Annotated in this window: 13 protein-coding genes; 9 read left to right on the top strand and 4 right to left on the bottom strand. The window is 64.9% G+C overall.

The genetic code is table 11. The annotated features are described in order from the left end of the window. Positions 1-111 precede the first annotated feature (111 nt). Positions 112-1,284, bottom strand: a complete 1,173-nt coding sequence (locus C41B8_RS17560) for a TauD/TfdA family dioxygenase (RefSeq protein WP_037341246.1) — start codon at positions 1,282-1,284, stop codon at positions 112-114. A gap of 201 nt (positions 1,285-1,485) precedes the next feature. Between C41B8_RS17560 and C41B8_RS17555 the strand changes: the two genes are divergently transcribed. Continuing rightward, on the top strand, positions 1,486-2,346 hold the full coding sequence (locus C41B8_RS17555) for a LysR substrate-binding domain-containing protein (RefSeq protein ID WP_037341230.1): 861 nt from the start codon (positions 1,486-1,488) through the stop codon (positions 2,344-2,346). A gap of 45 nt (positions 2,347-2,391) precedes the next feature. Here the strand turns inward: C41B8_RS17555 and C41B8_RS17550 are convergent, their stop codons facing one another. From C41B8_RS17550 to C41B8_RS17540, 3 genes are read right to left on the bottom strand one after another with little or no spacing between them, the layout of a single operon-like run. After that, entirely contained in the window at positions 2,392-2,733 is a 342-nt protein-coding gene (locus C41B8_RS17550) for a TraR/DksA family transcriptional regulator (protein WP_037341228.1), read from the bottom strand. A 46-nt stretch (positions 2,734-2,779) separates the two neighbouring features. Beyond that, positions 2,780-3,334, bottom strand: coding sequence for a TetR/AcrR family transcriptional regulator (locus C41B8_RS17545; RefSeq protein WP_037341227.1), 555 nt, complete (start codon positions 3,332-3,334; stop codon positions 2,780-2,782). Between the two features lie 15 nt (positions 3,335-3,349). Then, a complete protein-coding gene (locus C41B8_RS17540; RefSeq protein ID WP_037341220.1) occupies positions 3,350-3,694 on the bottom strand; it encodes a DMT family transporter in 345 nt (114 codons plus the stop codon). Between the two features lie 245 nt (positions 3,695-3,939). Between C41B8_RS17540 and C41B8_RS17530 the strand changes: the two genes are divergently transcribed. The 8 genes from C41B8_RS17530 to C41B8_RS17495 all read left to right on the top strand — a co-directional run bounded on the left by C41B8_RS17530 (position 3,940) and on the right by C41B8_RS17495 (position 13,321). Continuing rightward, positions 3,940-4,290, top strand: a complete 351-nt coding sequence (locus tag C41B8_RS17530; RefSeq protein WP_037341216.1) for an ArsR/SmtB family transcription factor — start codon at positions 3,940-3,942, stop codon at positions 4,288-4,290. A 12-nt stretch (positions 4,291-4,302) separates the two neighbouring features. Continuing rightward, complete coding sequence (gene arsC / locus C41B8_RS17525; protein ID WP_037341214.1) at positions 4,303-4,716, top strand: arsenate reductase (glutaredoxin); 414 nt, start codon at positions 4,303-4,305, stop codon at positions 4,714-4,716. Further along, positions 4,713-5,450 (top strand): arsenical resistance protein ArsH, encoded by a 738-nt coding sequence (arsH, locus tag C41B8_RS17520; RefSeq protein ID WP_037341212.1) that lies wholly within the window; start codon positions 4,713-4,715, stop codon positions 5,448-5,450. Before arsC ends, arsH begins: the two co-directional genes overlap by 4 nt. 1,284 nt (positions 5,451-6,734) lie before the next feature. Further along, the gene (locus C41B8_RS17515; RefSeq protein WP_037341210.1) at positions 6,735-7,064 is read left to right on the top strand and encodes a hypothetical protein; all 330 of its coding nucleotides are present in this window, start codon (positions 6,735-6,737) and stop codon (positions 7,062-7,064) included. Positions 7,065-7,104: 40 nt separating this feature from the next. Then, on the top strand, positions 7,105-8,424 hold the full coding sequence (locus C41B8_RS17510) for a TolC family protein (protein ID WP_084189178.1): 1,320 nt from the start codon (positions 7,105-7,107) through the stop codon (positions 8,422-8,424). Positions 8,425-8,428: 4 nt separating this feature from the next. Beyond that, positions 8,429-9,658, top strand: coding sequence for an efflux RND transporter periplasmic adaptor subunit (locus C41B8_RS17505; protein WP_198025277.1), 1,230 nt, complete (start codon positions 8,429-8,431; stop codon positions 9,656-9,658). A gap of 13 nt (positions 9,659-9,671) precedes the next feature. Further along, positions 9,672-12,776 carry an efflux RND transporter permease subunit gene (locus C41B8_RS17500; RefSeq protein ID WP_037341209.1) on the top strand — a complete coding sequence of 1,035 codons (3,105 nt, stop codon included), beginning with the start codon at positions 9,672-9,674 and terminating at the stop codon, positions 12,774-12,776. Between the two features lie 233 nt (positions 12,777-13,009). After that, on the top strand, positions 13,010-13,321 hold the full coding sequence (locus C41B8_RS17495) for a P-II family nitrogen regulator (protein ID WP_037341207.1): 312 nt from the start codon (positions 13,010-13,012) through the stop codon (positions 13,319-13,321). Positions 13,322-13,356 lie beyond the last annotated feature (35 nt).

Below are 13,356 nucleotides of genomic sequence, written 5' to 3'. Positions count from 1 at the left end.
CGACTACTTCTTCCTCAAAATCAAAGCCGCGTTTCCCGGTAAAGTGCGATGAACCTAAAAAAACCCGGGCCGTCGCCGGCCCGGGTCTTGGCGTAGTCTCAAACAGACCGATCAGCGAGCCAGCACGCGCAGCTTGGACTCGACCATGTCGTAATCGAGATAGCAGCCCTGAAGATGACGCTTGCCGGTGTTCGGATTGAACTCGCCGCGACCGTGCAGCACGCGCCGGTTGTCGAAGGCGATCATCTGGCCCGGAGCCAGCTCGAAGTCGGCGCGATAACGTGGCGCCCGCAGGCGGGCCCAGAAATCGCAGTAGGCGGCGTACCAGTCCTCGATTTGATCCGGGGCAACATCAATGGCGTCGCGAATCCAGTTGTTGAAGCGGATCTCGCGCAGTTCGCCGTGGTCGTCGACCCGGATGATCGGCTCGCGCACGGCGATGTCGTGGCCGTCGTCCTGGAAACGCAGATCGATAGGCGTTTCAGCCAGCATGGCGAAGTGCTTGGGCGCTTCGTGGCGCATGGCCTCGGCGACCGCAAACCCGTCGGCAAAGGTCGAAGCGCCGCCTTCGGCATCGTTCTCCAGGCAGTACAACAGCTGGATATCCGGCGGGTTGCGCCAGTTGGGCAGGTCGGTATGCAGTTCCAGCTCGATCGCCGTGTAGGCGGCGTTATTCGGATTCGGCTTGGACTGCACATCGAAGCGTGCGCCGAAGTTGGTCGCCCGCATCGGGCCGATGGATTCAGCGATGCGCACGACTTCGTCGAGCTCGGTCGGGCCGTTGTCGAGCAATACGAGGCCGTCGCGGATGAGTGCTTCGAGCCAGCGACGCTGACCGTCGTTGCCGGCCGTGAAATCGGCATGGGCCACGTGCTCGGGCATGAAGCCCTCGCGCCAGGCCCGAGCGGCCGGTACCTGCGGCTGGAAGCGATGCTGGCCGGGCCGGCGCTGGTGCAGCCAGACGCTGTCGAACCGGCTTTCGTGGCCGTCCGGCCAGGTCAGCGCCAGCACGCCGTTGTCGAGCGACACGCTCGGCACGCCGACTTCGGCGTCGATGATCTTGAACAGACGTTCGCGCGAGGTGGCATGGCGACAGCTATCGCAGGGGCAGTGATCACGCAGCCAGATCGGCGGCAGCGCGGTTTCGGCGCCATCGTCCCAGGCCAGCGCCACGCGCGGCGAACCGTCGACTTCGGTGAGCCGGGCCGAAATCAGCGCCGGGCCGTCGCTGTAGTCGGCCAGTTCTTTCATATCGACACGTTCTCGATCGATCACGGACGCCATATCCATCCTCGTCTTGATTCGAGCGAGCCCGAGGCTCGCGAAATAACGTCAATTAGGATGAACCCGGGGTGCCGTGCGAACAAACGATGAATCTGGCCCCGATGCCTTAGCCTAGCTAAGGCATTTGCGGCATCATGGCCGTATGCAAAATTCCAGAACGTCCGCCCCCGGTCCGCTAATAGCGCGACGAGGCGCTCGCTGATGGCGCGCCTACCCCCGGTGGCCTGGCTGCAAGCATTCGAGGCGGCCGGGCGTACGCTCAGCTTCACCCGGGCCGGCGAGGAACTGGCGGTCACCCAGTCGGCCATCAGCCAGCGCATCCGCCTGCTCGAAGCCCGGCTCGGGCAGGAGTTGTTCATCCGCCATGCGCGTTCGCTCACGCTGACCGAGGCCGGCCGAGCCTGGTTGCCGAGCGTGCAGGATGCGTTTGATCGGCTCGCCCACGGCACGGCCGAAATCTTCGGCCCCGAACCGGACGCGCCGGTCACGATCCGCGCGACACCAGCGATCCAGCAGTTCTGGCTGGCGCCGCGCCTGCAGAGCTTTCATCGCCAGCAACCGGACACGCCGCTGCGCGTAGTCACCGGCGTGTGGGCCGACGATTTCATCGGCGAAGACGTGGATATGGAAATCCGCTACGGCGCCGGCGATTGGCCGCATCTGGTCCAGCAATCGCTGGGCACCGATGCCTTGACTGCCGTGTGTGCCCCGTCGATCGCCGAAACGCTGGATACGCCCGCTGCACTCGCCGGCCACACGCTGCTGCATACCGCCGGCTTCGCGGTCGGCTGGCCGGCCTGGCTGGAGGCCGCCGGGCTAACCGATCTTGCGACCCGGCATCTGTGGTGCGACACCCAGAGCATGGCGTTACGGCTGGCCGCCCAGGGCACCGGGATCGCCCTGGCGCATCGCGGGCTGATCGGCGATCGGAGCATGCTAGTCGCGCCGTTCGAGCTGGCCTGCCCGGCCCGCGAACAATTCATACTCACCCGGCCCGAGCGGCGCTCGCTACGCGCCCCGGCCGAACAGCTCTGGGATCATCTGGTGGCGACGATCGAATAGCCCGTACCGAGGTTCCGTGCAGGCAACGCGTCGAAGGCTGTCCTCTTATTCGGCGCACTCGATGCATTTGAGCGCGGCCGGGTCCAGCTCGAGCCGTCCCTTGCCGATCCATTCGCCACAGACGATACATTCGCCGTACCCACCTTCATCCAGGCGTTTGAGCGCCTGTTCGATACGCTGTAACTGGATGGCACGCCGGCGCTCGGTAGCCTGGGCCATGGCCTGGGATTGCAATGCATCCATACGCGACAAGCGCCCAGTTGTGGTCTGGTCGAGTTCGACCGTAGCGCGCTGACTCTGCGAACGCTGGCTCTCATCGCGAGATTGCTGACGCAACGCCTGCAACGTGGCGCGAACCGTTTCATCGTCGAGTTCCGGATGGTTCATGCGGGGGCTCCCGCTGGTCGTTCGGTCTATCCTCGATGATGCGCCCTCAGGCGACGGCGATCGACTGCAACAGGCTGTCGCGGACGCGCGCCGGATCGCGCGGGTCACTGCCGATCAGCTCGGACAGCCAGTAGCCATCGGCCGCGAAACGGAGGGTCGCCAGATCGAGGGTATCGTCAGTGTCAGCATGGCGGCCAAGCATCCGTGCGAAGCGTTCGGCCCACAACGCACGCATGCGGGCATCGCCAATGGCCAGCACGGCCAGGATGGCGCGCGGCCGCGAGCTGGGCTCGGCCACGTCGGCGATCACGGTTTCCACATAGGCCCGCGTGAACACGCCGGTGGCATGTCTCCGGCCCGCCATGCGCGCCTCGATTTCGTTTTCGTAGGCATCGGCCAGATCGACGAACAAGGCATCGAGTAGCGCCTGCTTGCTGGCAAAATGATGCAACAGTCCGCCCTTGGTCACATCCGCCGCGTCGGCCACGGCCTGGACGGTTACCCGTGCCAGCCCGTGCTCGATGGCGATACGCGCAGCGCAGTCGAGCAAAGCACGACGTACGGCCTCGGGCTTCTTCTCTCGCTTGTGGGCGGATCCCATGATGCGCTCGTTTTTTTAGTGGCTTGCGGCCGATGACCAGCCGTTGATGATCACCACGCCGGCCAGAATCAGGAAGATGCCGACACCGGCCGCGGTATCGATCGGCTGCTTGAGCACCAGACTACCCACCAGCGTGGTCAGCACGATGCCCAGCCCACCCCAGAGCGCATAGGCGATCGCCAGCGGAATGGTCTGCAGCACGAGTGTGAGCAGATAGAACGACAGGGCATAGGCCACGCCCATGCCGAGCGTCGGCCACAGCCGCGTGAACTGGGCCGATCGGGCCAGCATCGTGGTGCCAAAGATCTCGGCGACGATGGCAACGAACAAGAAACCGTAGGCAATCAGGAGCTGGCGCATACGAGGGGCGAGCGAAACGAATACACAAACCTACCATATGGTCGGTTTATTGGGATCACCCCGATCACGCGGGCCGCGGATTCATCGAGCGATCCGGCGATCAAGGGCCGGATCACCATGTACAAGCCGCGGCGCGACAAACACGTCGGCCCGGCATTCATGCGGCAGATCGACATGCCGCGACGCCGCGCTTCGCGCGACTCTGGATTGCCAGCTTGGCGCATTATGTCGATAATCGTCGACATATGGACACGAATAACGCCATCAATTGTTTCGCGGCGTTGGCCCAGCCGACCCGGCTGGCCGCGTTTCGCCTGCTGGTGCAGCACGAGCCGGACGGCCTGCCCGCGGGCGAGATCGCGCGCGTGCTGGACGTGCCGCACAACACGCTGTCCAGCCATCTGGCGGTGCTCACGCGCTGCGGGCTGGCCGCCGCCGAGCGCCACAGCCGCTCGATCGTCTATCGGGCCGATCTCGATCGCGTGGCCGAGACGGTCGACTTTCTTTTGCACGACTGCTGCAACGGCCGCCCCGAAGCCTGCCGGGCATTACCCCGCACCAACGCCCCCAAGCCGCCGGCGCCGCGCCACGACTGAACGAGGATTCCCATGCAACCGCTGATCTATCACAACCCCGACTGCGGCACGTCCCGTAACGCGCTGGCCATGATGAAGGCCTCCGGCGAGACGCCGGAAATCGTCGAATATCTGGCTCACCCGCCCAGCCGGGCCCGCCTGGAATGGCTGCTCGAGGCCATGCAGCTCCCCCCGCGCGAATTGCTGCGGCGCAAGGGCACGCCCTACGACGAGCTGGGCCTGGACGACCCGAACCTCGGCGATGCCGAGATTATCGACGCGATGCTGGCGCATCCGATCCTGATCAATCGCCCGATCGTAGTCACCGATCGCGGCGTCGCTCTGTGCCGGCCATCCGAGCGCGTGCTCGACCTGCTCGATACACCGGTCGCGGAGTTCACCAAATCCGACGGCGAAGTCGTCACCTACGTCCGAGCCGAGTCATGACCCAGCGCTTTGCGCCCGCCGACCTGGCCGACCTGCCCCACATCGAGCCCGACGAAATTCAGCCGATCGACGTCGACGCCCTGGCCGCCCCCGGCGTAGCGCGCCATCCGCCGCGCGTGCTGATTCTTTATGGCTCGTTGCGCGCCCGTTCCTATTCGCGCTTTCTCGCCGAAGAAGCGGCGCGCCTGCTGCGTCTGTTCGGCTGCGAGGTCCAGCTGTTCGATCCGGCCGGTCTGCCCCTGCCCGACGACGCCGATGCCGATCATCCCCGCGTACAGGCGCTGCGCGAGCTCGCGACCTGGTCGGAAGCCATGGTGTGGGTGAGCCCCGAACGCCACGGCGCAATCACGGCCGTCATGAAGGCCCAGATCGACTGGATTCCATTGTCTCTCGGCGGCGTACGCCCGACCCAGGGCAAAACGCTGGCGGTGATGCAAGTCTCGGGCGGCAGCCAGAGCTTCAATGCAGTGAACCAGCTACGCGTGCTCGGGCGCTGGATGCGCATGGTGACGATTCCGAACCAGTCATCCATACCCAAGGCCTTCGGCGAGTTCGACGACGACGGCCGCATGAAAAATTCGCCGCTGTATCGACGCGTGGTCGACGTCTGCGAAGAACTGGCCAAGTTCACCTGGCTGATGCGCGGCCGCGCCGACTACCTGACCGATCGCTATTCCGAACGTGTGGAAAGTGCCGAAGAGGTCTCGCGTCGTGTGAACCAGGCGACGCATTAGGCCGGGTCCACACGGATGGCGGTCGTGTGGCATTTCATCTTTGCAGTCCGCAAATGAACGCAAAGAGCGCAAAGGACAGGCGGGGTCGTGACCACCGTAGTTTCGGGCGCCGCAGGACCGCTCGCTTCGTTTCTCAAGGCATTTATTCCGCAGATCAACACAGATGCACGCAGATGGCGATCAGGCGTTGGAGACATTAGCTCGATCGTGGTGCGGACGGGTCGACGCGATTCGTTCCCAGACACATCATTCGAATTACACATTTCGTTCGACGCCGTAGCCGGTTAGAGCCTCGAATCCGCTACGCCGCGAAAAATAGAACCGCATCGGCGTAGATCGGCGTCGATCTGCGGACAGTCTTTTTGGAGCGAAGCCCGAAAGCCTAACAGCGCCCCGTGTCAGCAGGGTCAAATGACCGATCCGGAATTAGCGTCGTTTGCGTTTATTTGCGGACCGGTCTCTATACCTTGGTTTTGAGACGCTGCAGGCCTTCTCTCTTCGTTCCTTAAGGCATTTATCCGCAGATCGACGCAGATTACGCAGATCGCGGTTAATCATTGGGGCACTAGCTCGATCGTGGCGCAAATAGCTTGATGCGCTTCGTTTCCGAACCGACTCATCCGAATTTCACGCCTCGTTCGCCGCCGCTAGCAATTAGCGCCTCGAATCCACTATGCCGCGAAAGCCCCCACATCTGCGTGAATCTGTGTCGATCTACGGACAGTCTTTTTGGAGCGAAGCCCGAAAAACCTAACAGTGCCCAGTGTCAGCAGGGTCAAATGACCGATCCGGCATTAGCGTAGTTTGCGTTTATTTGCGGACTGGTCTCTATACCTTGGTTTTGGGACACCGCAGGGCTGCTCTCTTCGTTCCTTAAGACATTTATCCGCAGATCAACACAGATTCACGCAGATGGCGGTTAATCCTTCGATACACTCGTTCTATCGGGGCGCGAAGGGCTGTCTGCTCGTTGTTCTACACCGGATTGGTTGGCTTTGCGTTCTTCCCGGCTCCGCGGCGGGTTCGGGTCTCGCATCCGCTAGGCAGCGGAAGTACCACCGCATCTGTGCAATCTGCGTCATCTGCGGATCGTTTTCTTCGACGAACGAGGCCCGAACAGCATAAAAGCGCCGGTCGCGTGCCCGGGTTTCAAACGTCTCTGTGCCGAAGCGGTTGCGACGGCGTTTCGGCATCGCGTGTGACGCGACACGGCGCAACAACTACTTGCGCCGGCGTCTGCCGGCATGCTCTAATTGCGCCATGCCTCGAGACCGCACCACATTCATGGCCCTGATCAAGGGCGTGCTGGCGCTTTGCCTGTTGTGCAATGCGTTGGCGTGGTCGATTCACGTGGATGCGGCCCCGGTCGATGGCGCCACGCCGCCCGCCGTGCAGGCCGATGCCGGCGATGCCTCGTCCTCGTCCATCAGCGATGTGGGCGCAACAAGTACCGACATCAGCGATCACTGCAGCCACGGCGAGTTGCATTTCGTGGGCATCATTCTGACTTTCACGGCGGCTGTCGCCGCCCGCCCGGCACTGCTGGTGCCCAACCGCGGCCGACACTACGTCGAGCCCGGTCCCGACCCCTTCGTTACCCCGCCCATAGCCTGAATCCCCTCGCTTTCTTCTTTTCTGCGATGAGGATTCATGCATGTCTGCAATACGCTTGCGGCTGGGCGCTTGGGCGCTCGGCCTCGGGCTGGGCGCGTATGCGGTATCGGCACCGGCCGTTACCCAGATCCCCCAGCCCCTGACTCTCGACGCGGCCCTCGACTGGGCCGCCGACTACAACCCGACCCTGCGCGCGGCCAAGATCCGCGTGGAACGCCTGAGCGGCAAGGCGATTCACGCCGATGTGGCGGTTCCCTCGAACCCGCGGATCGAGCTCGGGGCCGGCCAGCGTTCGACCCCGGCCGGCTCGGGCACCGATCTGAACATCCAGCTCAGTCAGGAGTTCTGGATCGCCGGCCAGGGCGGGCTGCGCGAGTCGGCCGCCAATCGCGAACTGGCCGCGGCCCGCGATAATTATCGTTATCTGGTCTCGGCCACGACCGCCCGGGTGCGCGCGGCATTTTTGTCGGTGCTGGTGGCCGAACGCGCCGTGACCACGGCCCGCGAGATCGTGTCCGCGAACCGCGATCTCTACGACTACGCCGAGCGGCGGATGAAGGCCGGCGCCGGCACCCGGCTGGAGCTGAACGCCGCGCAGCTGGGCGTGAGCCGGGCGCGTTCGGTCCGGGCCCAGGCCGAAAACCGTCTGGCGCGCGCCCGCCTGGCGCTGGACGACATGCTGGGCATCGATCCACGACGCCGTCTGCAGATCGCCGGCACGCTTAATCTCGACCAGCCCTTGCGCGTGAACGATCGCGCCGGGCTGCTGACCCGGGCCGTGCGTCAGCGCAGCGATCTAATGGCGGCGGCCGGTCGGGTCGCCGCCGCGCGCGAGCGGCTCAAGCTCGCCGATCGCCAGCTCATTCCCAACCTCACCGTGTTCGGTTTCTATCGCGAGGAAAACGGCGGCAACGGTCAGGGCCCGGGCGGCAGCGGCGCGACCATCGCCGGCGGCGGCGTGTCGTTCGAATTGCCGCTGCTGCATCGCTACGAAGGCGAACGCAAACAGGCCGCGGCCGATCTGGACCAGGCACAGCTCGAACAGGAGAACCTGCAACGCGAGGTGCGCCTGCAGGTATTGCGTGCCCTGTCGGACTACAGCACGGCACGAACCCGCGTCACCGCACTCGATCGCGCCGTTTTCGACGCCGCCGAGCAAAGCGTCGCACTGACGAAACGCGCCTTCCAGGCCGGTGAAGTCGGCGCGCCCGCCATCACCACTGCCCAGAACAACCTCATCGCGGTGCGCCGCGAATATCTGTCGGCCCTGGATGCGCTGATCGGCGCCGCCACCGACCTCGAGCGCGCCACCGGCGGGCTCATCGCGATCAACGCCGGGAGCCCGCGCCATGGAGACTAAAACGATGCCCGAGACCCGAATCCGCCGGATGGCACGCGGCCTGTTCTGGGCCGGCGCACTAACCCTCGCGACGATCCCGATGGCCGTCGGCGCTGCATCCGCCGCCGACGCCTCTCATGCGGACGAAAACGGATCACATGCGTCGGAACACAAGCCCTCGCCGCGTACCGTGCACTTGAGTGCCGAGCAACGTGACCGCCTGAAGCTGGCGATCAATAAAGCCCCGGCCGGCACGGCCGAGGACACGATTACCGCCCCCGCCGATGTCCGCTTCGACGCCGATCGCGTGGCCGCCGTGGGCCCGCGTCTGGCGTCCAAGGTGGTGTCCGTTGAAGCCGATCTAGGTGATCGGGTCGACACCGGCGATACGCTGGCCATCCTCGACAGCGTCGCGCTCGGCAAAGCCAAGGCGGACTACCTCACCGCCCGAGCCCACTACGCGAATGCGCGCGCGACCTATCGTCGTAAACGCGGATTGGCCGACGACCAGATCATCAGTCAGGCCGCCCTCGATGAAGCCCGTGCCCAGTATCGATCGGCCCGGGCCGCCATGCGGGCCGCTGGCGCGGAACTACGGCTATACGGTCTGAGCGACGAGCAGATCGATGCGATCGACGGTGGCACCGACGCGCCGTTGTCGCGGTTTGCGTTGAGGACGCCGAAGGCCGGCGTCGTGCAGCGCCGTGATGTGGTGGCCGGGAAGAGCCTGTCGTCCGACGACACGCCGTTCCAGGTGGTCGATACCTCGAAGCTGTGGGTCATGCTGCAGGTCTCGGAAAGCAAGGCCGCCGCCATGCGCCCCGGCCTGCCGGTCTCGCTCGAGGTCCGTGCCCTGCCCGGGCGTCGCTTCAGCGGTCAGACGGACTGGGTCTCGGCTTCGCTGGATGCGCAGAACCGCACGCTCACGGCGCGCGCCGTCGTCGACAACCGCGACGGCCGACTGGCTGCCGGCATGTTCGGCACAGCCACCGTGCAAACCCAGGGCGATAAACGCTATGCCCTGGTGCCGACCGATGCCGTCCAGACGCTCGGCGATGACGAACAGATCATCTTCGTGCCCGGCGACGAGGACGGCGCGTTTCGGGCCGTGGCTGTCGCCACCGGTCACGAGAGCAATGGCCGGATCGAGATCCGCGAGGGCCTGGCGCCCGGCGACGAAGTCGTTACCGCCGGCGCCTTCGATCTGATGTCGGCCCTGACCAGCGGCTCGCGTAGCGCCGCCCACGGCCACTGATCGGGAGGTTGTCATGATTGCTCGATTCGTGCGGCTGGCCCTGGCCAACCGCGTGCTCACGCTGGTCGCGATCGTCGCCCTGGCAGGCGCCGGTCTGTATTCCTTCAAGAACGTACCGATCGATTCCTATCCCGACGTGACCCCGTCGATGGTACAGATCTACACGTCCAGTCCCGGGTTGTCGCCGGTGGATGTGGAAACACAGGTGTCGTATCCGGTGTCGATCGCCATGTACGGCCTGCCCGGGCTGGAACGGGTCCAGAGCACGTCGATCTTCGGGTTGTCCCGGGTCAACGTGTACTTCGAGGACGGCACCGATATCTATTTCGCCCGCCGCCTGGTGATGGAACGCCTCGCCAAGGCCCGTCAGGAGATCCCCAAGGGCCTCGGCGATCCACAGCTCGGCCCGATCACCAGCGGCCTCGGCCGGGTGATGATGTATACGGTCGAAAACACCGACGGCGGCGATCACTCGCCCACCGAACTGCGCACCGCGCAGGACTGGATCGTCAAACCGCAGCTGCGCACGGTGCCGGGCGTGACCGGCGTGCTGTCGATCGGTGGTTTCGAGAAGCAATACCAGATCAAGCTCGATCCGAATGCGCTGTCGGCCCGTCAACTCACGGTCGCCGATGTGCGCCGCGCGATTGCGGCGAACAACCGTAACGTGGGTGGTTCGTTCATCGAGCGCGGCGGCGAGGAATACATCATCCGCGGCTATGGCTGGGTCGATCCCGGCGAGAAAGGGCTGGCCGATCTGCGTGCGGTGCAGGTCGCCGAAAACAACAACACGCCCGTCTATCTCGGCGATATCGCCGAAGTCAGTTTCGGCCCTGCCATCCGGCGCGGCACGCTGATCGCCGACGGCCAGGAAGCGGTCGGCGGCTTCGTGCTCAAGCTGATCGGCAGCAACACGCAGGCGTTGCTCGACGAGGTCGAGGCCAAGGTCGAGAACATCAACCAGTCGCTGCCGAAAGGCATGCAGGTGAAGCCCTATTATTCACAGGCAAACCTGATCGAGAAGGCGACCGGCACGGTCGAGGATGCGCTCCTCGAAGGCTCGGTGCTGGTGCTGATCCTGTTGTATCTGTTCCTCGGCAATCTGCGTTCGACGCTGATCGTGATCGCGAGTCTGCCGCTGTCGGTGCTGATCGCTTTCATCGCGATGGATTACGTCGGGCTGTCGGCCAATCTGATGAGCCTGGGTGGCCTGGCCATCGGGATCGGCATGATGGTGGACGGCTCGGTGGTGATGATCGAGAACATCTTCCGCCATATGGAGGAACGCGCCGACGAACCGGTGTCGCATCTCCGGCTGGTGGGCGAAGCCGCGGCCGAGGTGGCCCAGCCGATCACCTTCGCTATCGCCATCATCGTGCTGGTGTTCACACCCCTGTTCACGCTACAGGGCACCGAGGGCAAGCTGTTCTCGCCGATGGCCTACACCATCTGTTTCGCGCTGGTCGGGGCGCTGGTGATGGCGCTGACGTTCGTGCCGGTCATGGCCTCGCTGGTGTTCAAGAAGGGCAGCGCCCACGGCGAACCGCGGTTGGTCGGCTGGCTCAAGGCCGGCTATCGCCCGATCCGGGATGCCGCCATCAAGGCGCCGGTGGTCGTGCTGGGCGCGGCCCTCGTGCTGTTCGCGGCCAGCCTGGCGCTGTTTCCGACGCTCGGCACCGAGTTCATCCCGACGCTGCGCGAAGGCACGTTCATGGTGCGTTCCACCCTGCCGCCGGGGGCGAGCCTCAAGACCACCACCGACTACGCCAAGCGCGTACAGGCGGTGATCGAGGAATTCCCGGAAGTCGAGGGCGTGTATTCCCGCGTCGGTCGGGCCGAGGTCGGCGGCGATCCGGAGACGGTCAACGTGATCGCGTCGGTGGTCGATCTGAAGCCGCTCGATGCCTGGTCCAGCGGGAGGGATTACGAGCAGCTTCAAACCGCCATGTCCAAGCGCGTGGGCGAAGCGCTGCCCGGGCTGGCCAACAACTTCTCGCAGCCGATCCAGCTGCGCACCGACGAATTGTTGTCGGGTGTGCTGGCCCAGGTGGTGGTGAGCATCTACGGTGACGATCTGGATGAGCTCGCAAAAACCGGCGCCAAAATCGCCGCCATTGCACGCGATGTGCCCGGGGCGGCCGATGTGCGTGTCCAGCAACAGGGGGGCAAACCGCAGATCGTGATCCGGCCCGATCGCCAGGCGCTGGCACGCTACGGCATCTCGCTGGACGAAGTGCTCGGCGTCGTGGATGCCGGCATCGGCGGGGCTCGCGTCGGCCAGGTGTTCGAGAACATCCGGCGCTTCGATATCTTCATGCGGCTCGACGCGGACGCGCGCGACCGGATCGATGCGATTCGCGACCTGACCTTCCGCACCTCGGAAGGCGCCCTGATCCCGCTATCGCGGGTCGCGGACGTCGAGGTCTATCGCGGGCCCAAGAAGATCTCGCGGTCCAAGGCCAGCCGGCGTCTGTTCGTCCAGCTCAACGTGCGCGGGCGCGACATGGGCAGCGTCGTGCGCGATATCCAGAAGCGTGTGGGCGCCGAGGTCGAACTGCCGCCCGGCTATTTCGTGGAATACGGCGGCCAGTTCGAGAATCAGCGGCGGGCCATGTCCCGGCTGTACGTGGTGGTGCCGATCACCATGGCGTTGATCTTCCTGCTGTTGTTCGTGGCGTTTTCGAGCCTGCGCTATGCCGCGCTGATCTATCTCAACGTGCCGTTCGCCATCACCGGCGGGATATTCGCGCTCTGGGTTTCCGGGCTGTATCTGTCAGTGGCCGGCGCGGTGGGTTTCATCGCCGTATTCGGGGTGGCCGTGCTCAACGGCGTGGTGCTGGTGTCCTACATCAACCAGCTGCGTGAATCCGGCATGCCCATGAACGAGGCCGTGCGGCTCGGAGCCGAACACCGGCTCCGCCCGGTCTTGATGACCGCCACCGTGGCCATCCTCGGGCTGGTGCCGCTGCTGCTGGCCAACGGCATCGGCGCCAACGTGCAACGGCCGCTCGCCGCGGTGGTCGTAGGCGGGTTGATCACATCGACCCTGTTGACGCTGCTTGTCCTGCCTGCCGTCTATCGCTGGTTCGCCGAACCGCGACGCGATGTCGATCTCTAGCGATAGCGGCCTTGATCATCCCGGTAGTCCCCTTTTCTGCCGGGATGCGGGCGGCGATGTCATGAACCCGGCATCGTCGTCGTTCGGTCCGCGAGTCCCCGATTCACTATCGATACTCGCGGGCCGTCTTTTATTCATCAGACTCGTCGCGGCCCAAAGGCCGCGACGCCACTGAAAACCACGGATGGAGAGGCGGCCTTGAGGCCGCGCATCGCTTCGCCGAGGAGACGCTCATGAAAGAGATCAAAGCCTATATCCGGGCCCATCGTACCGATGCCGTCATCGATGCATTGACGGCGCTGCCCGACCTGCCGGCCATCGCCGTGGTGCCGCTCAAGGAGATCGCTCATGGGGTCGATGGGGGTCGTTTACGCACGGTTGACATGGTGAAACTGGAGATCGACGTCGCCGACGCCCAGGTCGAGCCGGTGGTCGATGCGCTGCTGGCCGCCGCTCGCACGGGCGCCGGGCATCCCGGCGACGGCAAGATCCAGATCAGCGACGTGGCGGCGAGCGTCGATATTGCCAGCGGGCGCCGCGTTTAACGGCCACGGCCCGCCGCTCTGCGAACTGGCGGGAC

It is taken from the genome of Salinisphaera hydrothermalis C41B8, from assembly GCF_000732535.1.
GTDB lineage: Bacteria > Pseudomonadota > Gammaproteobacteria > Nevskiales > Salinisphaeraceae > Salinisphaera > Salinisphaera hydrothermalis.
The sequence above is the reverse complement of the archived record's forward strand: the minus strand, read 5'-3'. Positions and strand labels throughout refer to the sequence as shown.